This is a genomic window from Pseudomonas sp. PP3, from assembly GCF_905336995.1.
Lineage (GTDB): Bacteria > Pseudomonadota > Gammaproteobacteria > Pseudomonadales > Pseudomonadaceae > Aquipseudomonas > Aquipseudomonas reinekei.
Genome location: NZ_HG995459.1, coordinates 1152634 through 1175317 on the forward strand (window position 1 = coordinate 1152634; position 22684 = coordinate 1175317).

The 22684-nt window shown below is 59.2% G+C and carries 23 protein-coding genes; 13 read left to right on the forward strand and 10 right to left on the reverse strand.

The features are described 5' to 3' along the window. Positions 1 to 6 precede the first annotated feature (6 nt). Complete coding sequence (locus KHO07_RS05315; protein ID WP_150733817.1) at positions 7 to 1104, forward strand: amino acid ABC transporter permease; 1098 nt, start codon at positions 7 to 9, stop codon at positions 1102 to 1104. A 28-nt stretch (positions 1105 to 1132) separates the two neighbouring features. Then, positions 1133 to 1897, forward strand: a complete 765-nt coding sequence (locus tag KHO07_RS05320; RefSeq protein WP_003178331.1) for an amino acid ABC transporter ATP-binding protein — start codon at positions 1133 to 1135, stop codon at positions 1895 to 1897. Positions 1898 to 1963: 66 nt separating this feature from the next. Here the strand turns inward: KHO07_RS05320 and KHO07_RS05325 are convergent, their stop codons facing one another. Both KHO07_RS05325 and KHO07_RS05330 read right to left on the reverse strand, forming a co-directional pair. Beyond that, positions 1964 to 2449, reverse strand: a complete 486-nt coding sequence (locus tag KHO07_RS05325; RefSeq protein WP_212626633.1) for a type II toxin-antitoxin system MqsA family antitoxin — start codon at positions 2447 to 2449, stop codon at positions 1964 to 1966. Next, on the reverse strand, positions 2446 to 2757 hold the full coding sequence (locus KHO07_RS05330; RefSeq protein ID WP_212626634.1) for a type II toxin-antitoxin system MqsR family toxin: 312 nt from the start codon (positions 2755 to 2757) through the stop codon (positions 2446 to 2448). The genes KHO07_RS05325 and KHO07_RS05330 overlap by 4 nt, the downstream gene beginning before the upstream one ends. A 166-nt stretch (positions 2758 to 2923) precedes the next feature. Between KHO07_RS05330 and KHO07_RS05335 the strand changes: the two genes are divergently transcribed. The 5 genes from KHO07_RS05335 to KHO07_RS05355 all read left to right on the forward strand — a co-directional run bounded on the left by KHO07_RS05335 (position 2924) and on the right by KHO07_RS05355 (position 6838). After that, positions 2924 to 3583: a FadR/GntR family transcriptional regulator gene (locus tag KHO07_RS05335; protein ID WP_212626635.1), complete on the forward strand. Its 660-nt coding sequence runs from the start codon at positions 2924 to 2926 to the stop codon at positions 3581 to 3583. Further along, positions 3573 to 4880, forward strand: coding sequence for a CynX/NimT family MFS transporter (locus tag KHO07_RS05340; RefSeq protein WP_150733814.1), 1308 nt, complete (start codon positions 3573 to 3575; stop codon positions 4878 to 4880). The genes KHO07_RS05335 and KHO07_RS05340 overlap by 11 nt, the downstream gene beginning before the upstream one ends. Before the next feature lie 128 nt (positions 4881 to 5008). Further along, positions 5009 to 5479, forward strand: coding sequence for a nuclear transport factor 2 family protein (locus KHO07_RS05345; RefSeq protein WP_212626636.1), 471 nt, complete (start codon positions 5009 to 5011; stop codon positions 5477 to 5479). A gap of 40 nt (positions 5480 to 5519) precedes the next feature. After that, positions 5520 to 5813 (forward strand): GIY-YIG nuclease family protein, encoded by a 294-nt coding sequence (locus KHO07_RS05350; protein WP_212626637.1) that lies wholly within the window; start codon positions 5520 to 5522, stop codon positions 5811 to 5813. Between the two features lie 89 nt (positions 5814 to 5902). Next, positions 5903 to 6838: a glutathione S-transferase family protein gene (locus KHO07_RS05355; protein ID WP_150733811.1), complete on the forward strand. Its 936-nt coding sequence runs from the start codon at positions 5903 to 5905 to the stop codon at positions 6836 to 6838. A gap of 124 nt (positions 6839 to 6962) precedes the next feature. Here KHO07_RS05355 and KHO07_RS05360 read toward each other — a convergent pair whose 3' ends face one another. Continuing rightward, positions 6963 to 7313, reverse strand: coding sequence for a glutaredoxin family protein (locus tag KHO07_RS05360; protein ID WP_212626638.1), 351 nt, complete (start codon positions 7311 to 7313; stop codon positions 6963 to 6965). After that, positions 7313 to 8317 (reverse strand): nucleoid-associated protein YejK, encoded by a 1005-nt coding sequence (yejK, locus tag KHO07_RS05365; protein ID WP_075945565.1) that lies wholly within the window; start codon positions 8315 to 8317, stop codon positions 7313 to 7315. Before yejK ends, KHO07_RS05360 begins: the two co-directional genes overlap by 1 nt. Positions 8318 to 8712: 395 nt before the next feature. On the opposite strand from yejK, the gene KHO07_RS05370 reads away from it, so the two are divergent. Continuing rightward, positions 8713 to 8994 (forward strand): HU family DNA-binding protein, encoded by a 282-nt coding sequence (locus KHO07_RS05370; protein ID WP_007905514.1) that lies wholly within the window; start codon positions 8713 to 8715, stop codon positions 8992 to 8994. 124 nt (positions 8995 to 9118) lie between these two features. Here the strand turns inward: KHO07_RS05370 and rlmF are convergent, their stop codons facing one another. From rlmF to ccsA, 5 genes are all read right to left on the reverse strand, one after another. Then, complete coding sequence (gene rlmF / locus KHO07_RS05375; RefSeq protein WP_150733809.1) at positions 9119 to 10144, reverse strand: 23S rRNA (adenine(1618)-N(6))-methyltransferase RlmF; 1026 nt, start codon at positions 10142 to 10144, stop codon at positions 9119 to 9121. 142 nt (positions 10145 to 10286) lie between these two features. Continuing rightward, the gene (locus KHO07_RS05380; protein ID WP_150733808.1) at positions 10287 to 13133 is read right to left on the reverse strand and encodes a valine--tRNA ligase; all 2847 of its coding nucleotides are present in this window, start codon (positions 13131 to 13133) and stop codon (positions 10287 to 10289) included. Between the two features lie 167 nt (positions 13134 to 13300). Then, on the reverse strand, positions 13301 to 14617 hold the full coding sequence (locus tag KHO07_RS05385) for an MFS transporter (protein ID WP_150733807.1): 1317 nt from the start codon (positions 14615 to 14617) through the stop codon (positions 13301 to 13303). A gap of 240 nt (positions 14618 to 14857) precedes the next feature. Then, positions 14858 to 16102 carry a transporter associated domain-containing protein gene (locus KHO07_RS05390; protein ID WP_212626639.1) on the reverse strand — a complete coding sequence of 415 codons (1245 nt, stop codon included), beginning with the start codon at positions 16100 to 16102 and terminating at the stop codon, positions 14858 to 14860. Between the two features lie 12 nt (positions 16103 to 16114). Continuing rightward, positions 16115 to 16927 carry a cytochrome c biogenesis protein CcsA gene (gene ccsA / locus KHO07_RS05395; protein ID WP_212626640.1) on the reverse strand — a complete coding sequence of 271 codons (813 nt, stop codon included), beginning with the start codon at positions 16925 to 16927 and terminating at the stop codon, positions 16115 to 16117. 210 nt (positions 16928 to 17137) lie between these two features. Between ccsA and ffh the strand changes: the two genes are divergently transcribed. From ffh to rplS, 5 genes are all read left to right on the forward strand, one after another. Then, a complete protein-coding gene (ffh, locus tag KHO07_RS05400) occupies positions 17138 to 18514 on the forward strand; it encodes a signal recognition particle protein (protein WP_075945558.1) in 1377 nt (458 codons plus the stop codon). 250 nt (positions 18515 to 18764) lie between these two features. Continuing rightward, the gene (gene rpsP, locus KHO07_RS05405; protein ID WP_003198088.1) at positions 18765 to 19016 is read left to right on the forward strand and encodes a 30S ribosomal protein S16; all 252 of its coding nucleotides are present in this window, start codon (positions 18765 to 18767) and stop codon (positions 19014 to 19016) included. Between the two features lie 5 nt (positions 19017 to 19021). After that, entirely contained in the window at positions 19022 to 19558 is a 537-nt protein-coding gene (gene rimM, locus KHO07_RS05410; protein WP_034149001.1) for a ribosome maturation factor RimM, read from the forward strand. A 44-nt stretch (positions 19559 to 19602) separates the two neighbouring features. Then, positions 19603 to 20313 (forward strand): tRNA (guanosine(37)-N1)-methyltransferase TrmD, encoded by a 711-nt coding sequence (trmD, locus tag KHO07_RS05415; RefSeq protein ID WP_244858302.1) that lies wholly within the window; start codon positions 19603 to 19605, stop codon positions 20311 to 20313. Positions 20314 to 20358: 45 nt separating this feature from the next. Further along, positions 20359 to 20709, forward strand: coding sequence for a 50S ribosomal protein L19 (rplS, locus tag KHO07_RS05420; protein WP_003175895.1), 351 nt, complete (start codon positions 20359 to 20361; stop codon positions 20707 to 20709). A gap of 58 nt (positions 20710 to 20767) precedes the next feature. Here rplS and KHO07_RS05425 read toward each other — a convergent pair whose 3' ends face one another. Further along, entirely contained in the window at positions 20768 to 22579 is a 1812-nt protein-coding gene (locus KHO07_RS05425) for a sodium:proton antiporter (protein ID WP_212626641.1), read from the reverse strand. Between the last annotated feature and the right edge of the window lie 105 nt (positions 22580 to 22684).

Genomic DNA, 22684 nt, shown 5'->3' on the forward strand with positions numbered 1-22684 from the left:
AAGCGCATGAGTACTCATACTTTCAAACCTGACATGCCTCCACCGAGCAGCAGCATCGGTGTGGTGGCGTGGATGCGCGCGAACATGTTCTCCAGCTGGCTCAACACCCTGCTGACCCTGTTCGCGTTCTACCTGATCTACCTGGTGGTTCCGCCGATCCTGCAGTGGGCGATCATCGACGCCAACTGGGTCGGCACCAGCCAGGCCGACTGCACCAAGGAGGGCGCCTGCTGGGTGTTCATCCAGCAGCGTTTCGGTCAGTTCATGTACGGCTACTATCCGCCGGAAATGCGCTGGCGCGTTGACCTGACCGTGTGGCTGGCGGTCATCGGCGTGGCACCGTTGTTCATCTCGCGCTTCCCGCGTAAAGCGGTGTACGGCCTGAGCTTCCTGGTGCTGTACCCGATCATTTCCTGGTGCCTGCTGCACGGTGGCGTTTTCGGCCTGGCCCAAGTGGCGACCAGCCAGTGGGGCGGCCTGATGCTGACCCTGGTGATCGCTACCGTCGGTATCGCCGGTGCGTTACCGCTGGGGATTGTCCTGGCACTCGGCCGTCGTTCGAACATGCCGGCGATTCGTGTGGTCTGCGTGACCTTCATCGAATTCTGGCGCGGCGTGCCGCTGATCACGGTGCTGTTCATGTCCTCGGTGATGTTGCCGTTGTTCCTGCCTGAAGGCATGAACTTCGACAAACTGCTGCGGGCGTTGATCGGCGTGATCCTGTTCCAGTCGGCCTATGTGGCCGAAGTGGTGCGCGGCGGTCTGCAAGCGATCCCTAAAGGTCAGTACGAAGCGGCCGCGGCGATGGGCCTGGGTTACTGGCGCAGCATGGGCCTGGTGATTCTGCCGCAAGCCCTGAAGCTGGTGATCCCCGGTATCGTCAACACGTTCATTGCACTGTTCAAGGACACCAGCCTGGTGATCATCATCGGCTTGTTCGACCTGCTCAACAGCGTCAAGCAAGCGGCTGCCGATCCGAAGTGGCTGGGCATGGCCACCGAAGGCTACGTGTTCGCGGCCCTGGTGTTCTGGATTTTCTGTTTTGGTATGTCGCGCTATTCCATGCATCTGGAACGCAAGCTCGACACTGGCCACAAGCGCTAAGGCGCTACCCAATTTAGGAAGTTTTGTGATGAGCGAAGCAATCAAACAGCCTGTAAGCCCTGAAGGCATTATTCAGATGCAGGGCGTGAACAAGTGGTACGGCCAGTTTCACGTACTCAAGGACATCAACCTCAACGTCAAGCAGGGCGAGCGTATCGTACTGTGCGGGCCGTCGGGTTCCGGCAAGTCCACCACCATCCGCTGCCTCAACCGTCTGGAAGAACACCAGCAGGGTCGTATCGTGGTCGACGGCGTGGAACTGACCAACGACCTCAAGCAGATCGAAGCGATCCGTCGCGAAGTCGGCATGGTGTTCCAGCACTTCAACCTGTTCCCGCACCTGACCATCCTGCAGAACTGCACCCTGGCGCCGATGTGGGTACGCAAGATGCCCAAGCGCAAGGCCGAGGAAATCGCCATGCACTACCTGGAACGCGTACGCATTCCGGAGCAGGCGCACAAGTACCCGGGGCAGTTGTCCGGCGGTCAGCAACAGCGTGTGGCGATCGCTCGCGCGCTGTGCATGAAACCGAAAATCATGCTGTTCGACGAACCGACGTCCGCCCTCGATCCGGAAATGGTGAAAGAGGTATTGGACACCATGATCGGCCTGGCCGAAGACGGCATGACCATGCTCTGCGTGACCCACGAAATGGGCTTCGCCCGTACCGTGGCCAACCGCGTGATCTTCATGGACAAGGGCGAAATCGTTGAACAGGCTGCGCCGAACGACTTCTTCGACAACCCGCAAAATGATCGGACCAAGCTGTTCTTGAGCCAGATTTTGCATTGATCGACGCTTGGCAGTGAAATAAACCCGGACTGAGTTCCGGGTTTATTTTTACCTGGGTTTTTGTCATCACACCTGTGCTGTTTCCTGTTCCGGGAAGTGCGCGGCCAGCAACCGCCGCAAGTCAGTGCCATCGTTGATCGCGTGTATTTCGGCGAGCAGGTGAGGGTGACGATCCAGCAGGCGCATAAGATTGAACAAGGGTTGAGGCGGTGGAAGCTCGCCGCGTTCGTAGCGGGAAAAAGCGTTGTGACCTCCACCGGATAGCAATTTCACTGCTTCTTTTTGCGTGAGGTGCAATTTGCGGCGGATGCGTTTCATCTCGGCGCCCATCACCTGGAAGCACTCTTCGAGCAATTTATCGCCGGCGTCGGAATATCGTTCGGCGCTGTCAGTATCGTTATCGAAAATGATCTCGCCACAGGCTTTGCATTCCCAACCTGCAATGTCGTGCACCCAACGTGAAACGTTCTTGTAGTCGACAGTCAAACTGCGACGTTCGAAATGTTGCATCGCCTCTTGAGTACCACAGCTCATGCATTGCCGTGTATTCATAGATTCTTCTCCTTGAAAGAGATCACGGGAGGACCGCCGTTGGGGCAGTAGGTGATTTTTATGTACAACTCCAAATCGTGTAATCCGATGTGGTAAACGTCCTGCCAGTTTCGGTGGCTGGTGTAGCAAGCCATGGACTTGTAGAACATCCGGCGATCCAGCGAGCAGATGGCTTGCTGCATATGTTTGAGGTTTAACCCCATGCCCTTGCCCGAGCTCATCGCGCTACCGGTAAAGGCTTTGGCGCCCAGCCTGATGACCTCTTGCTTCACCACCGCCAGCTCGTAATGGGGTGTGTTCTTTTCCATAAGAAACCAAAACCCTGTCCCTGAAATTACCCTTAAAGGGTAATTTTGACTAATCGAAAATCCCGCTCCATTTCCTGCCTTATGACGGTAGGTGGTTGCCGTCCTACATGAAGCTGACTACCATGTCAGAAAATTCATCCTATGATTGGATGAAAGGGCGAATCCTATGTCAGAAATTTCTCCATTAGTTAAACGGTCCCTGGTCGATCAGGCCCTGGACCAATTGCGCCAGCGCATCACCCAAGGCGTGTGGACGGTCGGCCAGCGCTTGCCCACCGAGCCCGAGCTTTCGGCTGAACTGGGCATCAGCCGCAACACCGTGCGTGAAGCCATGCGCGTGTTGGCGTTTTCCGGATTGATTGAAATCCGCCAGGGTGACGGCAGTTATTTGCGCGCGGTGGTTGATCCGCTGGATACCTTGAAGGCGTTGTCCAGTTGTTCGCGGGAGCAGGCGCGCGAAACCCGGCACATCCTCGAAGTCGAGGCCATCGGCTTGGCCGCATTGCGCCGTACCGACGAGGATTTGATAGCGCTGCGCGAAGCACTGGGCGTCAGCGGCAGCCACTATCACGGCGACCTCGACACTTATATCGCCTGTGACCTGGTGTTCCACCGTCGCCTGGTGGACGCCGCGCACAACCCGACGCTCAGCGAGTTGTATCGCTACTTCTCCAGCGTCGTCGGCGCGCAGTTGCGCCACTGCCTTAACATCACGCCCCGACGCCAGGAAGTGTTCGACCTGCACATCGCACTGCTCGATGCCGTCGAACAACGCGACCCGGAGCGGGCCAAAGCCCTGTCGAGGCAGTTGATCAATGAACCTTGAAACCGAGAACACCATGTCCAGCCAGTACAGCAACATCGCTGAAACCAGACGCACGGCGGAGCTCGAAGCGCTGCTGATCGATGCCGAGACCGATGACGAGCAGGTCCAGCAAACTCATCCGGTCCTGCGTCGGCCATGGTTGTTGCTGTTGGGCTTGATTCTGGTGGCGCTGAACCTGCGACCGGCGTTGTCGAGCATGGCGCCGATGCTCAGCGACGTGTCGAAGTCCCTCGGTCTGTCGGCCTCCCAGGCCGGTTTGCTGACAACACTGCCGGTACTTTGCCTCGGCCTGTTCGCGCCGTTGGCACCGCTGCTGGCGCGTCGCTTCGGTGCCGAGCGGGTGGTGCTGGGGATTTTGCTGACCCTTGCTGGCGGGATCATCCTGCGCAGCGCTTTTGGCGAAATCGGTTTGTTTGCCGGCAGCGTGTTGGCCGGTGCCAGCATCGGCGTGATCGGCGTCTTGCTGCCGGGCATCGTCAAGCGTGACTTCCCGAAACAGGCTGGCACCATGACCGGTGTCTACACCATGGCCCTGTGTCTGGGGGCGGCGATGGCGGCGGGGGCGACCGTGCCGTTGAGCGAGCATTTCGACAAGAGCTGGGCCATGGGTCTTGGCTTCTGGGTGATTCCAGCGCTGGTCGCTGCGCTGTTCTGGATGCCGCAAGTGGGGCAAAAGCACGGCGCGCACCATGTCGCCTACCGCGTTCGAGGTTTGCTGCGCGACCCGCTAGCCTGGCAGGTGACCTTGTACATGGGCCTGCAATCGTCGCTGGCTTACATCGTGTTCGGCTGGTTGCCGTCGATCCTCATCGGTCGCGGCCTGACGCCGACCCAGGCCGGTCTCGTGCTGTCCGGTTCAGTGATTGTGCAACTGGTCAGCTCCCTGGCCGCACCGTGGCTGGCCACGCGGGGCAAGGATCAGCGCCTGGCCATCGTGATCGTCATGGCGCTGACGCTTGGCGGTTTGTTCGGCTGCCTGTATGCACCGATCGAAGGCTTGTGGGGTTGGGCGATTGTGCTGGGGCTGGGGCAGGGCGCAACGTTCAGCCTGGCGTTGACCTTGATCGTATTACGCTCGCGGGATGCCCATGTGGCGGCGAACCTGTCGAGCATGGCCCAAGGCTTCGGGTACACGCTGGCATCCATGGGGCCGTTCGCGGTGGGTATCGTGCATGACTGGACCGGCGGCTGGACGGCGGTGGGCTGGATCTTCGGGGTGATCGGCCTCGGTGCGATCATCGCCGGGCTGGGTGCAGGGCGTTCGCTGTATGTGCAGGTGGTCAGCGAAAAAATCTGAAAGCGTTGAACCACGGCGTATGATCGGTCCCGGTATTCTTGCGGCAAATGCTAATAGTGTTCGGCACTTTTGCGGACTATCGTGCAGGCAATCTTTCGAAGCCAATTGCAACAACAGGGAGCCTGTCCATGAGTGATGCCCACAGCGCATTGATCACCCAGTTCTACCAAGCCTTCCAGCGGCTGGATGCCGAGGCCATGAGCGCCTGCTACACCGATGATGTGGTGTTCAGTGATCCTGCGTTCGGCGAGCTCCGTGGCCGTGATGCTGGCGACATGTGGCGCATGCTCACCACCCGGGCCAAGGATTTTTCCCTGACCTTCGATAACGTCCGCGCTGACGAGCGTACCGGTGGCGCTCATTGGGTGGCGACCTATCTGTTCAGCCAGACCGGCAACACGGTGATCAACGACATCCAGGCGCGTTTCGTTTTCCGTGACGGCAAGATTTGCGAGCACCACGACAGTTTTGATTTGTGGAATTGGTCGCGTCAGGCCCTGGGCTTCAAGGGCTTGCTGCTGGGCTGGACACCCGTGGTGCGCAACGCCGTCCGCGCACAAGCGTTGAAGGGGCTGAAGGCATTCCAGGCCAGTCGCTGATAAGATCGCAGCTTGTTTCCTTTCAAGCCCTGATCGTTACGTGAACAGCCCAAGCGAATCCTCCATCAGCAAACCCTGGTTCGTTTACCTCGTGCGCGCGGCCAATGGTTCGCTCTATTGCGGGATCAGCGACGATCCGGTGCGCCGCTTCGCCAAGCATCGAAGCGGCAAGGGCGCACGGTTTTTTCTGTCCAGCCCGGCCATGGCGCTGGTCTACACCGAAGCCTGCCGCGACAAAAGCGAAGCGTTGCGTCAGGAACGGTTGATCAAAAAACTTCGCAAAAGCGCCAAGGAGTGCCTGGTGGCGAGCGCCGCTGCCGCCTTATCAATCTGACTGATGGGTTCCCATCAGGCAGATCTGTAGGCTGCTAAGCGTTTTGCACGCTAAGCTGCGGGCTCCTGATCTTTGCGGCGGAGCCGAGCATGTCCGAGTTGATTCTGCATCATTACCCCACGTCGCCCTTTGCGGAAAAGGCGCGGCTGCTGCTGGGTTTCAAAGGGTTGTCCTGGCGTTCGGTAAAGATCTCGCCGGTGATGCCAAAACCTGATCTCACCGCCCTGACCGGTGGCTACCGCAAGACACCGGTGTTGCAGGTCGGCGCGGACATCTATTGCGATACGGCACTGATTGCCCGTCGACTGGAACAGGAAAAAGCCCTGCCGGCGTTCTACCCGGAAGGCCAGGAAATGATCGCCGCTTCGTTCGCTACGTGGGCCGATTCGGTGGTGTTCCAGCACGCGGTCAGCCTGGTGTTTCAACCGGAATCGGTCGCCGTTCGCTTCGGCAATTTGCCGCCGGAAGCGATCAAGGCGTTTCTCGCTGACCGCGCCGGATTGTTCAGCGGTGGCAGTGCGACCAGACTGTCCGCCGAGCAGGCCAAGCATCAATGGCCGACGATCATGTCGCGCCTGGAGCAACAGTTGCAGCGTGAGCAGGGCGATTATCTGTTCGGCGAGCCTTCGATTGCCGACTTCGCACTCGCACACCCCATGTGGTTCCTCAAGGCAACGCCCGTGACCTCGCCGCTTGTGGATAACTATCCGGCGGTCTCGGCGTGGTTGTCGCGTGTACTGGGTTTCGGCCACGGTGCGCCGAGCGAGATGACTTCTGAAGAAGCGCTGGAGGTTGCACGCAACGCTACGCCGGCGGCATTGCCGGATGAAGTGTTTGAAGATCCGAATGGGTTCAAGGCGGGCCAGAAGGTGATCATTGCTGCGACCGACTATGGCGTTGATCCGGTGGCGGGTGAGTTGTTGTTTGCGGGGAGTGAGGAATTGATTGTGCGTCGCGAGGACGAGCGCGGCGGCGTGGTGCATGTGCACTTTCCACGCTTCGGATTCCGTATCGAAGCTTGCTGATCCAAAGCAACCTGTGGCGAGGGAGCTTGCTCCCCCTGGACTGCGCAGCCGTCCGCGGTTTTGGCGCCGCTTCGCAACCCAACGGGAGCAAGCTCCCTCGCCACAGCATTGTGTATCTGATGGATTACTTCAATGCAGCCAGAATCGCATCCGGGTCATACCCGCGAATCAGCGTCCCGTTCACATCAATGATCGGAATCCCGCCACCACCCAGCGCCTCGTAATCCTTGCGCGCCACGGCATCTTTTTCGATATCGAATTCCTTGTACGGAATGCCTTTCTGATCGAGAAAGCGCCGGGTCAGTTTGCAGTAGCCACACCACTCGGTGGCGTAGAGCACGACGTTGGCCTTGGCCTGAGTCTGCTCGGACACCACTTGCGAGGGGTTGAACACCCGCTCGATCTTGCCCCAGTTCTGATAGACCACCACCACCAGCAGGATCAGCAGGCATTTCTTCAGGACGTTGCCGAGCATCAGTTACGTCGCTTGAGCTGGTCAGTCAGCGAGGTCGGCAAGCCTTTGATGATCAGCGTACCGGCTTCTTCGTCGTACTCGATCTTCGAGCCCAGCAGGTGTGCCTCGAAGCTGATCGACAGGCCTTCGGCGCGACCGGTGAAACGACGGAACTGGTTGAGGGTGCGCTTATCGGCCGGGATCTCCGGCGACAGCCCGTAGTCCTTGTTGCGGATGTGGTCATAGAAAGCCTTGGGGCGATCTTCATCGATCAGCCCCGAGAGCTCTTCAAGGCCCATGGGCTCACCCATTTTGGCCTGGCTGCTGGCGTAGTCGACCAGGGTCTTGGTCTTCTCGCGAGCGTCGTCTTCCGGCAAATCTTCGCTTTCGACGAAGTCGCTGAACGCCTTGAGCAAGGTACGGGTCTCGCCCGGGCCGTCGACGCCTTCCTGACAACCGATGAAGTCACGGAAGTATTCCGAGACTTTCTTGCCATTCTTGCCCTTGATAAAGGAAATGTACTGCTTGGATTGTTTGTTGTTCTGCCACTCGGACACGTTGATCCGCGCCGCCAGATGCAGTTGGCCCAGGTCGAGGTGGCGGGACGGGGTCACATCCAGTTCGTCGGTCACGGCCACGCCTTCGCTGTGGTGCAGCAGGGCGATCGCGAGATAGTCGGTCATGCCTTGTTGGTAGTGCGCGAACAGCACGTGTCCGCCGACCGAGAGGTTGGATTCTTCCATCAGCTTTTGCAGGTGTTCCACTGCTACGCGGCTGAAGGCGGTGAAGTCCTGAGCGCCGTCGAGGTATTCCTTCAACCAGCCGCTGAACGGAAAGGCACCGGACTCCGGATGAAACAGACCCCAGGCCTTGCCTTGCTTGGCGTTGTAGCTTTCATTGAGGTCGGCAAGCATGTTTTCGATGGCTGCGGACTCGGCCAGTTCAGAGTCACGAGCGTGGAGAACTGCAGGCGTGCCGTCGGGTTTTTTGTCGATCAGGTGGACGATGCAATGACGGATCGGCATGGGCTTCTCGGCTGATTGAAGAGAGGAGGGCAAGCTCCCCCGAAAAAGCGCTCAGTGTACCGCAACCGCTGGTTTTGGCGCGGTGCGAAGGGCAATTCCGGGGCGGCCGGTGGCGCTTATGCGGTTTTTTCCCGGTTTAGAGCAATAAAGCTGACCAAATGGGTAGCTAGAGGCGGATATTTCCCCGTCTCTGTGCTAGTTTTGCCCGGTCTTGCGCGAAGTCACTGCGTTAAGCCTGCAGTCAGCTTTTGTCAGGTCGAACCAAACCCTGATTTCGGTATCTATAACCCCGATCCCGAGGTTATTCGCCGAGGGTGCCAGATCCAGAAGATCGGGCTCGATGGCTGACATTGCACTCTGCAATCCATATGAATTTGATAGGGAAGGAACACTACATGGCTCTTACTAAAGACCAACTGATCGCCGACATCGCTGAAGCTATCGACGCGCCAAAAACCACCGCGCGTAACGCTCTGGACCAACTGGGTCAGATCGTTGCTGATCAGCTGGAAAACGGCGGCGAAATCACTTTGCCAGGTATCGGCAAACTGAAAGTGACTGAGCGTCCTGCCCGTACCGGCCGCAACCCTTCGACTGGCGCAGCCATCGAAATCGCTGCCAAGAAAGTGATCAAGCTGGTTGTGGCCAAAGGCCTGACCGACGCTGTTAACAAGTAAGACTTGTTAAAAAAAACCGTGCGCTGGAGCAATCCGGGCACGGTTTTTTTATGTCTGCGATTTGCCACGAACATCCTAAAACCATTGTGGTAGCGAGCAGGCTCGCCCACATGGCTTAATGACTTCAGCTTTTCAGCGCCCAACGCTCGCGACGCCAGATCTGCTGTTCGGATTGGGTCTTGAAGGTCCAGGCCACGAAGCGGCTCTGCTTCTGCCCCTGGGACATTTCCACCACTTGGCTTTGCAGCACACCTGCTTTTTTCAGCGCAGTCTGGATGGCCGGCAGGTTCGAGGCTTTCGACACCAGGGTACTGAACCACAACGCCTGTTGGCTGACCTGCGCACTCTCGGCGATCAGTTGTGTGACGAATCGCGCCTCGCCACCCTCGCACCACAATTCCGCCGCCTGGCCACCAAAGTTCAGCACCGGCAGTTTGCGCTTCGGATCGGCCTTGCCCAGTGCCCGCCATTTGCGCGTGCTGCCCTTGGTCGCTTCCTCCAGCGAGGCGTGGAATGGCGGGTTGCACATGGTCAGGTCAAAACGTTCACCGGGTTCGAGCAGCCCCAGCAGGATGTGCTTGGGGTTGCTCTGCTGGCGCAACTGGATGGCCTTGTTCAGCCCATTGGATTGCACGATGGCTTTGGCGGAGGCCAGGGCCGTGGCGTCGATTTCCGAGCCGAGAAACTGCCAGCGATAGTCGCTATGTCCGATCAGCGGATACACGCAGTTCGCGCCCATGCCCACGTCCAGCACTTTTACCGCCGCGCCACGCGGGATCACACCGTCATTGCCTGCGGCCAGCAGATCGGCCAGGAAGTGCACGTAGTCGGCACGGCCCGGTACCGGTGGGCATAGATAATCGGCCGGAATGTCCCAATGGGCGATGCCATAGAACGACTTCAGTAGCGCGCGGTTGAACACGCGTACCGCGTCCGGGCTGGCGAAGTCGATGCTTTCCTTGCCATACGGGTTGATGATCACGAATTTCGCCAGTTCCGGCGTGGTCTTGATCAGTGCCGGGAAGTCGTAGCGACCTTGATGGCGATTGCGCGGATGCAGGCTGGCCTTCTCGCGCGGCTCCACGGCTTTGGCCGGGGTCGCGGACTCAGGCTTTTTGCGCGCAGGTTTCGGTGTACGGGGGGCGGTCATGGCGGTGGTCGATTCGGGTATGGCTAAAAGTGGCGGGCATTGTCCCACATCCTGTGGGAGCGAGGTCAGGGGTGTTTGGTCAATGTGGCAAGCATAAAAAAGGGAGGCCACCGGGGCCTCCCTTTTTCATTGCGATTCGCCGTTACAGGCTGGCAATCCGCGCATGCTGCTCGGCCAACTTGCCCAGAGCCTGTTCGGCTTCGGCCAGTTTGGCGCGTTCTTTCTCGATGACTTCGGCTGGCGCCTTGTCAACGAAACCAGCGTTGGAGAGCTTGCCGCCGACGCGTTGTACTTCGCCTTGCAGGCGCTGGATTTCCTTGTCCAGGCGCGCCAGCTCGGCACCTTTGTCGATCAGGCCAGCCATTGGCACCAGCACTTCCATCTCGCCAACCAGTGCAGTGGCGGACAGCGGTGCTTCTTCGCCCGCAGCCAGTACGGTGATCGATTCCAGACGCGCCAGCTTCTTCAGCAAGGCTTCGTTCTCGGTCAGGCGACGCTGATCTTCAGCGCTGACATTTTTCAGGAACAGCGGCAGCGGTTTGCCCGGCCCGATGTTCATCTCGCCACGAATGTTCCGCGTGCCGAGCATCAGCCCCTTGAGCCATTCGATGTCGTCTTCGGCTGCCTGATCGATGCGTGTTTCGTTGGCCACCGGCCAAGGTTGCAGCATGATCGTCTTGCCTTCGATACCGGCCAGCGGCGCGATGCGCTGCCAGATTTCTTCGGTGATGAATGGCATGAACGGGTGCGCCAGGCGCAGAGCCACTTCCAGTACGCGAACCAGCGTGCGACGGGTGCCGCGCTGACGCTCGACCGGCGCGTTTTCATCCCACAGCACAGGTTTGGACAGTTCCAGGTACCAGTCGCAGTACTGGTTCCAGATGAACTCGTACAGGGCTTGTGCCGCCAGGTCGAAACGGAACTGATCCAGTTGACGGGTCACTTCGGCTTCGGTGCGTTGCAGCTGCGAAATGATCCAGCGGTCAGCCAGCGACAGCTCAAAGGCCTCGCCGTTCTGGCCGCAGTCTTCGCCCTTGTCCAGCACGTAGCGCGCGGCGTTCCAGATCTTGTTGCAGAAGTTGCGATAGCCTTCAACGCGACCCATGTCGAACTTGATGTCGCGGCCGGTCGACGCCAGCGAGCAGAACGTGAAGCGCAGGGCATCGGTGCCGTAGCTGGCGATGCCGTCGGCAAACTCTTCGCGGGTCTGCTTCTCGATTTTCTTCGCCAGTTTTGGCTGCATCATGCCGGAGGTGCGTTTCTGCACCAGTTCTTCCAGCTCGATGCCGTCGATGATGTCCAGCGGGTCCAGGACGTTACCCTTGGACTTGGACATTTTTTGGCCTTGGCCATCTCGCACCAGACCGTGAACATAAACAGTCTTGAACGGAACCTGCGGCGTGCCGTCTTCGTTTTTCACCAAATGCATGGTGAGCATGATCATCCGGGCAACCCAGAAGAAGATGATGTCGAAGCCAGTCACCAGAACGTCGGTGGAGTGGAATTTCTTCAGGAACTCGGTCTGTTCCGGCCAGCCGAGAGTGGAGAATGTCCACAGGCCCGAACTGAACCAGGTGTCGAGAACGTCGTTGTCCTGTTGCAGCGCAACGTCCGGGCCAAGGTTGTGCTTGGCACGCACTTCGGCTTCGTCGCGACCGACGTAGACCTTGCCGGACTCGTCGTACCAGGCCGGAATCCGGTGGCCCCACCACAGCTGACGGCTGATGCACCAGTCCTGGATGTCGCGCATCCACGAAAAGTACATGTTTTCGTACTGTTTCGGCACGAACTGGATGCGTCCGTCTTCAACGGCAGCAATCGCAGGCTCGGCCAATGGCTTGGTGGAAACGTACCACTGGTCGGTCAGCCACGGTTCGATGATGGTGCCGGAGCGGTCGCCTTTCGGCACTTTCAGGGCGTGATCGTTGACGCTGACCAACAGGCCTGCTGCATCGAATGCCGCAACGATTTGCTTACGCGCTTCGAAGCGGTCGAGACCGGCGTATTCGGCCGGGATCTTGCCGTCGATGCTCTCGTTCAGCGTGCCGTCGAGGTTAAACACCTGTGCGGCCGGCAGGACGTTGGCGTTCTTGTCGAAGATGTTCAGCAGCGGCAGGTTGTGACGCTTGCCGACTTCGTAGTCGTTGAAGTCATGGGCCGGGGTGATTTTTACGCAGCCGGTGCCGAATTCAGGGTCGCAGTAATCGTCGGCGATGATCGGGATGCGGCGGCCAACCAGCGGCAGCTCGACGAATTTGCCGATCAGGGCTTTGTAGCGTTCATCGTTCGGGTTAACCGCGACGGCGGAGTCGCCGAGCATGGTTTCCGGGCGAGTGGTCGCGACGATCAGGTAATCGTTACCTTCAGCGGTTTTGACGCCGTCAGCCAGTGGGTACTTGAGGTTCCACAGGAAACCTTTCTCGTCGTGGTTTTCCACTTCGAGGTCGGAAATCGCCGTGTGCAACTTGGTGTCCCAGTTGACCAGGCGCTTGCCGCGATAAATCAGGCCGTCTTCGTGCAGGCGTACAAACGCTTCTTTCACGGCTTCCGAGAGGCCGTCGTCCATGGTGAAGCGCTCACGGCTCCAGTCGACGGAGGAGCCGAGGCGACGGATCTGACGGCTGATGTTGCCACCGGACTGATCCTTCCACTCCCAGACTTTCTCGAGGAATTTTTCTCGGCCCAGATCGTGACGATTCTGGCCCTGGGCTTCGAGTTGACGCTCCACCAGCATTTGCGTGGCGATACCGGCGTGGTCGGTGCCCGGCTGCCACAAGGTGTTGCGACCCTGCATGCGGCGGAAACGGATCAGGGCGTCCATGATCGCGTTGTTGAAGCCATGACCCATGTGCAGGCTGCCGGTGACGTTCGGCGGCGGGATCATGATGGTGTAGGACTCGCCCGCGCCTTGCGGGGCGAAGTAATTCTCTGACTCCCAGGTGTTGTACCAGGAAGTTTCAATGGCGTGCGGCTGGTAGGTCTTATCCATGCGCGGCGGGACCCTATTGGCATTTATTCAGGAAAAGCCGGGAAGTATAGCGGGGATAAGCGGAGGCGCGTAGAGCGAGGTGACAATGGGCGGGGGAAAATTGTGGCAAATTGACCCACAGGGATACATATCCCTGTGGGAGCGAGCCTGCTCGCGATAGCGATCTATCAGGCGATGCGATTCAAATCGTTATGCCGTGTTTCCTTCAGGCACAGCACCGCAATCAAACTCAGCACCGCCGCCCCGGACACATACCCGCCGACATAACTCAAACCACCCATTGCGACCAGTTTCTGTGCGAAGAATGGCGCCGCGGAGGCCCCGACAATCCCACCCAGGTTGTAGGCGGCGGAGGCGCCGGTATACCGCACATGGGTTGGAAACAGTTCCGGCAGCAGTGCGCCCATCGGCGCAAACGTCACGCCCATCAAAAAAAGCTCGATGCACAGGAACAGCGCCACGCCCCAGGTCGAGCCCTGGGTCAGCAATGGCTCCATCAGGAAGCCGGACAGAATCGCCAGCACGCCACCGATGATCAGCACCGGTTTGCGTCCGTAGCGGTCACTGGCCCAGGCAGACAGCGGGGTGGCGGCAGCCATGAACAACACGGCAAAGCACAGCAGGCCGAGGAAGGTTTCGCGGCTGTAGCCCAGTGTCGCGACGCCATAACTCAGCGAGAACACAGTCGAGATGTAGAACAGCGCGTAGCACACCACCATGGAACCAGCCCCCAGCAGCACTGGCATCCAGTATTGGCTGAACAGCTCGACCAGTGGAATCTTCACCCGTTCCTGGCGAGCGACGGCGTTGGCGAAAACCGGTGTTTCGTGAAGCTTGAGGCGCACGTACAGGCCGACCATCACCAGCGCAGCACTGAGCAGGAACGGAATCCGCCAGCCCCACGAACGGAACTGTTCGTCGTCCAGTGCCATGGCCAACGTGAGAAACAGGCCGTTCGCCGCGAGAAAGCCAATGGACGGGCCCAGTTGCGGGAACATGCCGAACCAGGCGCGCTTGCCCTTCGGCGCGTTCTCCGTGGCCAGCAGCGCCGCGCCACCCCATTCGCCGCCCAGCCCCAGGCCTTGGCCGAAACGCAGTACGCAGAGCAGGATCGGAGCCCAGGCGCCGATGCTGTCGTAACCGGGCAGCACGCCGATCAACGTGGTGCACACGCCCATCAGCAGTAGCGAGGCCACCAGGGTGGATTTGCGGCCGATACGGTCGCCAAAGTGGCCGAACAGCGCCGAGCCCAGCGGTCGCGCCAGGAACGCGATGCCGAACGTGAGAAAAGCCGAAAGCATTTGCGCCGTGCCGGATGTCTGCGGAAAGAACACCGGGCCGATCACCAGTGCGGCGGCGGTGGCATAAACGTAGAAGTCGTAGAACTCGATGGCAGTGCCGATGAAGCTTGCGGTAGCCACGCGGGTGGCAGAGTTCGTCGGTTGCGCAGGTGTGGCGTCGTCGTAAGTCGTGCTGGTCGTCATGCGGTTATCCCTGACAGTCATGTGCCCCAGTGGAGCGAATTATTATGGTCGAGAACCCAGGGATGTGGGTGGAGGAACGGTCGCTGTTCGAGGTAGGAACAGTCGTCGGTCTGTTACGGATACGGCTGATGGTCAGGCCGGGACCAGAGAGGTGCGGGTATGCACCGGGTCGGCGAGGCTTGGGTAAGCGCCTGGATTATAGGAAGGTGGCTAACGATTCAACAAGAGGCGAAAACGCGCTTAATTGACGGTGGCCGCGACCGGGGCTGGGCCGGTGTGCCAGATCAGTACCCGGGTGACGCGATTGTCTTCGGTCTCAAGAATTTCCAGGCGATAACGACCAATCTTCAGGCATACCGCGCTGTCTGGAATGGTTTCCAGCGCCTCGGTCACCAGGCCGTTGAGGGTTTTCGGGCCATCGCTGGGCAGGTGCCAGCCGAGGCTCTTGTTGAGGTCGCGAATCGACGCCGCACCATCCACCACCAGGCGGCCATCGGCCTGGGGGTGGATGTGCGGGTTGTTCAGGCTTTGTTGGCTTTCGAACTCGCCGACGATTTCTTCGAGAATGTCTTCCAGGGTTACGATGCCGAGCACTTCACCGTACTCGTCGACGACCATGCCCAGGCGGCGCTGCTGTTTGTGGAAGTTCAGCAGTTGCAGTTGCAACGGGGTGCTTTCCGGTACGAAGTACGGTTCGCGGCTGGCCTCCATCAGCGCTTCCACTGTCAGGCTGCCGTCATCCAGCAGATGGCCGATTTGCCGGGTGTTGAGAACGGCTTCAACCTGATTGATGTCACTGTGAAACACCGGCAGGCGCGTGCGGGTGTTTTTGCGCAGTTGTTCGATGATGTCTTCGATCGGGTCATCGAGGTTGATCCCGTCGACTTCGCTGCGTGGTACCAGAATGTCGTTGACCGTGATGTTGTCCAGCGCATGGATGCCGGGCAGCGGATGCGTGCGCTGGACGGCAGGCTCGCGATCGTCGTGCTGGGTTTGTTGTGGTTCGTCTTCGCTCTGTTGTACGACATTGGCTTTGCGGGCGAACGGGCGGATCAGCAGTTGGCTGATGGCATTGAGCAGCCAGGCCGCCGGATAAACGATAGTCAGCGGTACGCGCAGCAAGCTGTTGCCAAAGGCGAGGATTGCATCCGGATGGCGGACGGCGAGGGTGCGCGGCAAATAGTCGGTGAGCACCAGCAGGATGGCGCCCGCGCCCAGGCAGGCGGCCCACGGACCGTTTTCCGCCCAGGTGAAAATCGCCAGCAAGGTGCAAATCACCACCACCAGTGCGCGACACAGGGTGTTGCAGAAGATCAGGCTGTCGAGCGGGAAGCTCAGTCTGGCCAGCGGCTTGTCGCTTGAGCGCGAAGCAATGCGCTTGGCCAGTAAATGTTGATGAGCGGCTTCAATGGCGGAAAACAATCCCGACCATAAAATCAGCAGGGCCACTACAGCGAGCATCGGCCCTAAGGGCAAGTCGTCCATTAATGCCGCCTGTCAGATGTGCAGGATGTATTCACGGACCAGCTTGCTGCCGAAATACGCCAGCATCAGCAGGCAGAATCCGGCGAGGGTCCAGCGAATGGCCTTGTGTCCGCGCCAGCCGAGGCGGTTGCGGCCCCAGAGCAGTACGCTGAAGACGATCCAGGCCAGACAGGCCAGCAAGGTCTTGTGCACCAGATGCTGTGCGAACAGATTCTCGACGAACAGCCACCCGGAAATCAGTGACATCGACAGCAGGGTCCAGCCGGCCCAGAGGAAACCGAAGAGCAGGCTTTCCATGGTTTGCAGCGGCGGGAAGTTCTTGATCAGCCCGGACGGATGCTTGTGCTTGAGCTGATGGTCCTGGACCAGCAGTAGCAGTGACTGGAACACCGCAATGGTGAACATCCCGTAGGCGAGGATCGACAGCAGGATATGGGCAAGAATGCCCGGCTCTTCGTCAATGATTTGCACCGTGCCGGCGGGAGCGAACTGCGCCAGTAGCACAGTCAATGCACCGAGGGGAAACAGTAGAACCAGCAGGTTCTCCACCGGGATTCGCGAGCAGGCCAGCAGGGTCAGGGCGATGACCGCGGCGGCAATCAGGCTGGCGGCACTGAAAAAGTCCAGGCCCAGGCCGATCGGCGTCAGCAGGTGGGTTACCAGACTGGCGCTATGGGCCAGCACCGCAAGCACGCCGAGCGTGACCAGCAGGCGCTTGTTGGCCTTGGCGCAGTTGGCCAGGCGAGTGCCTTGATAGATAGTCGCAGCGGCATATAAACAAGCGGCGGCGAGGGTGGTAAGCAAACTGGGTGACAAGGGGAGCATAAATCCTGTTAGGCAAGCCCGAAAGGCGCTGAGTTTGGCATAGAACCGGCACGGCACGAAAGACCAGACAAGCTGACGGCGAGGTGTCCGCCAGACGCAGTCTTCGCTATAATCCGCGACCTGCCCACGCCGCAGGCTCGCCGAGCACAGTTATAGTCCGGTCCGGGCCGCCATTATCCCGGTCTACACAGGGCCTGAAAGGATCGCGCAATGTTTGAAAACTTAACCGACCGTCTCTCACAGACGCTGCGCCATGTCACCGGCAAAGCCAAGCTGACCGAAGACAACATCAAAGATACCCTGCGCGAAGTGCGCATGGCGCTGCTCGAAGCCGACGTCGCCCTGCCGGTGGTCAAGGACTTCGTCAATTCGGTCAAGGAGCGCGCTGTCGGCACCGAGGTGTCGCGCAGCCTGACGCCGGGCCAGGCCTTTGTGAAAATCGTCCAGGCCGAACTCGAAAGCCTGATGGGCGCAGCCAACGAAGATTTGAACCTGAGCGCCGTGCCGCCAGCGGTCATCCTGATGGCGGGTTTGCAGGGCGCGGGTAAAACCACCACTGCCGGCAAACTTGCGCGCTTCCTTAAAGAACGCAAGAAGAAGTCGGTGATGGTCGTGTCCGCGGACGTTTACCGTCCAGCGGCGATCAAACAGCTGGAAATGCTCGCCGGTGAAGTGGGTGTGACCTTCTTCCCCTCCGACCTGAGCCAGAAGCCGGTCGAGATCGCGCAAGCGGCTATTAAAGAAGCAAAACTCAAATTCATCGACGTGGTCATCGTCGATACCGCGGGTCGCCTGCACATCGATGAAGAGATGATGGGCGAGATCAAGGCGCTGCATGCCGCGATCAATCCGGTAGAAACCTTGTTCGTGGTCGACGCCATGACCGGCCAGGACGCCGCCAACACGGCCAAGGCCTTTGGTGATGCGCTGCCGCTGACGGGTGTGATCCTGACCAAGGTCGACGGCGACGCCCGTGGCGGTGCCGCGCTGTCGGTTCGTGCCATCACCGGCAAGCCGATCAAGTTCATCGGTATGGGCGAGAAGAGCGAAGCGCTCGATCCGTTCCATCCTGAGCGTATTGCTTCGCGCATCCTCGGCATGGGTGACGTGCTCAGCCTGATCGAGCAGGCGGAAGCGACCCTCGACAAGGACAAGGCCGACAAACTGGCCAAAAAGCTGAAGAAGGGCAAGGGCTTCGACCTCGAAGACTTCCGCGATCAGCTGCAACAGATGAAGAACATGGGCGGCCTCGGCGGGCTCATGGACAAGCTGCCTAACATGGGCGGTGTGAACCTGGCGCAGATGGGCAACGCCCAGAATGCGGCAGAGAAGCAGTTCAAGCAGATGGAAGCCATCATCAATTCCATGACCCCGGCCGAGCGCCGTGACCCTGAGCTGATCAGCGGTTCGCGCAAACGCCGTATCGCCATGGGCTCCGGCACTCAGGTGCAGGACATCGGCCGCTTGATCAAGCAGCACAAGCAGATGCAGAAAATGATGAAGAAATTCTCCGCGAAAGGCGGAATGGCCAAGATGATGCGCGGCATGGGCGGTATGTTGCCCGGCGGCGGCATGCCAAAGATGTAAAGAATCCGCGCCGACCATCAGGTCGGCGCAAACCCACACGGACGTGGGATTCACAGCAAACCCGCACTTGGCGGGAGCTGACCGGCCGTTTTCAACGACGGCTCTATAGCAAATCTGGATGGCGTCCGATAGGCCGCCGGAAAAAGTCATTTGCAAAAGTCCGGATATTCCTTAGAATATGCGGCCTTTCGGGCACCCATGCCCGCTGTGCCTTTAGATTTGCAGCACCGACTACAGGAACGATGTTCACATGCTAACAATCCGTCTTGCCCTTGGCGGCTCCAAAAAGCGCCCGTTTTACCACTTGACCGTAACCGACAGCCGCAACCCGCGCGACGGTTCGCACAAGGAACAGGTTGGTTTCTTCAACCCGGTTGCTCGTGGTCAAGAAGTTCGTCTGTCCGTGAACCAAGAGCGCGTAGCCTACTGGCTGAGCGTTGGTGCACAACCTTCTGAGCGCGTTGCTCAGTTGTTGAAGGAATCTGCTAAGGCTGCGGCCTGAGCAATATGAACGCGACGCCAGCTGTTGCTGATGATTTGATCGTTATCGGCAAGATTTATTCTGTTCACGGCGTTCGCGGCGAAGTGAAGGTGTATTCCTTTACTGATCCGATTAAGAACCTGCTGGATTACAAAACCTGGACGCTCAAGCGTGACGGCAATGTAAAGCAGGTAGAGCTGGTCAGCGGACGCGGGAACGACAAGTTCCTGGTCGCAAAGCTCAAGGGTCTCGATGATCGTGAAGAAGCTCGTCTTCTGGCCGGTTATGAGATCTGCGTGCCGCGCAACCTGTTCCCTGAACTGACCGACGGCGAGTACTACTGGTACCAGCTGGAAGGTCTCAAGGTCATCGACACCCTCGGGCAACTGTTCGGGAAGATCGATCACCTGCTGGAGACCGGCTCGAATGATGTAATGGTGGTCAAGCCTTGCGCTGGCAGCCTGGATGATCGCGAACGCCTGTTGCCCTATACCGAGCAATGCGTGTTGGCCATCGACCTGGCAGCAGGTGAGATGAAGGTGGATTGGGACGCGGACTTCTAAGCGTGGCTAACTTGCGCGTAGAAGTGATCAGTTTGTTTCCCGAGATGTTCTCCGCCATCAGCGAGTACGGCATCACCAGTCGGGCGGTGAAACAGGGGCTGTTGCAGCTCACCTGTTGGAACCCGCGAGACTACACGACGGATCGACATCACACTGTGGATGATCGCCCATTTGGCGGTGGTCCAGGCATGGTGATGAAGATCAAGCCCCTGGAAGATGCTCTGGTTCAGGCCAAGGCAGCCGCCGGGGAGGGCGCGAAGGTGATTTACCTGTCGCCCCAAGGCCGTCAACTGACTCAGTCGGCGGTGCGCGAGTTGGCGAATCTGGATGCATTGATCCTGATTGCCGGCCGCTATGAAGGCATTGACGAGCGTTTTATTGATGCTCATGTCGATGAAGAGTGGTCGATTGGCGACTATGTACTGTCTGGCGGCGAGCTGCCGGCGATGGTCCTGATCGATGCGGTTACACGACTGCTGCCTGGAGCTTTAGGGCATGCGGACTCCGCTGAGGAAGATTCCTTTACGGATGGTTTGCTGGATTGCCCGCACTACACCCGACCGGAGGTGTATGCGGATCAGCGTGTTCCCGACGTATTGCTAAGTGGCAATCACGCGCACATCCGGCGTTGGCGTTTACAGCAGTCCCTTGGTCGGACCTTTGAACGACGCGCCGATCTTCTGGAAAGCCGCTCGCTTTCTGGAGAAGAGAAGAAGCTGCTCGAGGAATACATCCGCGAGCGGGACGATAGTTAACAACGTATCGATGGTAGATCCGACGATTTACCTTAGGAGCACAGCATGACTAACAAAATCATCCTTGCACTCGAAGCAGAGCAGATGACCAAAGAGATCCCTACCTTTGCCCCGGGCGACACCATTGTCGTTCAGGTGAAAGTGAAGGAAGGCGACCGTTCGCGTCTGCAAGCGTTCGAAGGTGTTGTTATCGCCAAGCGTAACCGCGGCGTAAACAGTGCATTCACCGTTCGTAAAATCTCCAACGGTGTTGGCGTAGAACGTACTTTCCAGACCTACAGCCCGCAAATCGACAGCATGGCCGTTAAACGTCGCGGTGACGTACGTAAAGCCAAGCTGTACTACCTGCGTGACCTGTCTGGTAAAGCAGCTCGCATCAAGGAAAAACTGGCTTAAGTCCAGCTTCCGATGCAGAAAAAAGCAGCCTGCGGGCTGCTTTTTTGTTGCCTGCGATTTATGTAGCGGCGCTTGCCTGCGGCTGAATCAACGCCAACAACGTCCACCCCGCCGAAGGTTTCAGCGAGCTTTCCGGCGTCACCACGTGCACCCAGCCACTGTCGTCGCGAGCAAACAGCAGCGTCGCACGCTCGCCATGCAACGCCTGATAATCCTCCCAGCCGAAGCCCTCGGTCAGGTGCGTGCTGTACAGCTCAGCCCCCTGATGCAGCAGATTGGCCAGTTTGACGTAGGTTAACTCCTCATTGCCCAGCAAGCGCCCGCGGTGTTCATGGCTGGCGCGGTGCTTGTCGGTGCGGCGACTCTCTTGACCACTGGCCAGCCCGAACAAGCGTTGATGACCAAAGTCATGACGAAAACGCATCGACGCCAGGGTGTTCAGTTCGCCGGATGGCGACAGTGCCAGCAAATGCCCAAGCCCCACCAGGTCCAGGTGCGCATCGGCATGTTGAGAGGCCGGGTTGCCGAAATAGGTGGGTAAACCTTCCATGCGCGCCGCCCGGATGTTTTCCCAGCTCGAATCGGTCAGCAGCACGCGGCTGCCCAGTTGTTGCAGCGCTTTGCCCAGCGTGCGCGCCGGGCCGTTGGCGCCGATGATGAGAAAGCCGCTAGGCGCCGGTTCCGCCACTTTTAACAGGCGCGCCAATGGTCGGGCCGTCGCACTCTGCAGTACCACGGTGCCGATAATCACGGCAAAAGTCAGCGGCACCAGCAACAGTGCGCCTTCGTGACCGGCCTCATGCAAGCGAATGGCGAAGATCGCCGAGACGGCCGCCGCAACGATCCCGCGAGGTGCAATCCAGGCCAGCAATGCCCGTTCGCGCCAGTTCAGGCTTGAGCCCAGGGTGCTGAGCATCACGTTCAGCGGTCGCGCGATGAATTGAATGATCAGCAGCAGAATCAGTACCAATGGCCCGAGACCGAGCATGGCATTCAGGTCAAGGCGCGCTGCCAGTAGAATGAACAGCCCGGAAATCAGCAGGACGCTGAGGTTTTCCTTGAAGTGCAGGATGTGGCGCACATCCACACCTTTCATATTGGCCAGCCACATGCCCATCAGGGTCACGGCCAGCAATCCGGATTCATGCGTCACCTCGTTCGAGGCGATGAAAATCCCCAGCACGGCGGCGAGCGCTGCCAGGTTATGCAGGTATTCGGGTAGCCACTGGCGACGAATCAGGGTGCCCAGCAGCCAACCACCAAAAATGCCGAACAGACTGCCGCACAGGATTACGCCACCGAAAGTCAGCAGGCTTTGTTTGACACCGTGGCCTTCAGCACTGGCAATGATGAAGCTGTAGACGACCACCGCCAGCAGGGCGCCGATCGGGTCGATGACAATCCCTTCCCAGCGCAGGATGTTGGCGATCGAGGCTTTCGGGCGCACGACGCGCAGCATCGGTACGATCACCGTAGGCCCGGTGACCAGGGTCAGGCTGCCGAACAGGATGGCCAGCATCCAGTCGAAATCCAGCAGCCAGTGAGTGGCAACGGCAATGACTACCCATGTGGAAAGGGCGCCGACGGTCACCATACGGTGGACGACACTGCCTATTTCTCGCCACTCCGACAGGTGCAGGGTCAGGCTGCCTTCGAACAGGATCAGCGCGACGGCCAGGGACACCAATGGCATCAGCAACGGCCCGAACATCTCCTGCGGGTCGAGCAGATGCAGCACCGGGCCGACCAGGATCCCAGTGAGCAGCAGAAAGAGGATCGCCGGCAGTTTCAAGCGCCAGGCCAGCCATTGACAGAGCAGCGCCGCTGCACCGATTCCGCCAAACGCCAATAAGATCTGCTGTTCGCTCATTGCTGCTCCCTGTTCCTTGTCATGGCGGCCTATGAAAGACTAGCGGCCGTTTTCCTGTCCATTTTTTAATTTTGTGCGCCGCCCCAGGGCGGCGTGACTTGAGTG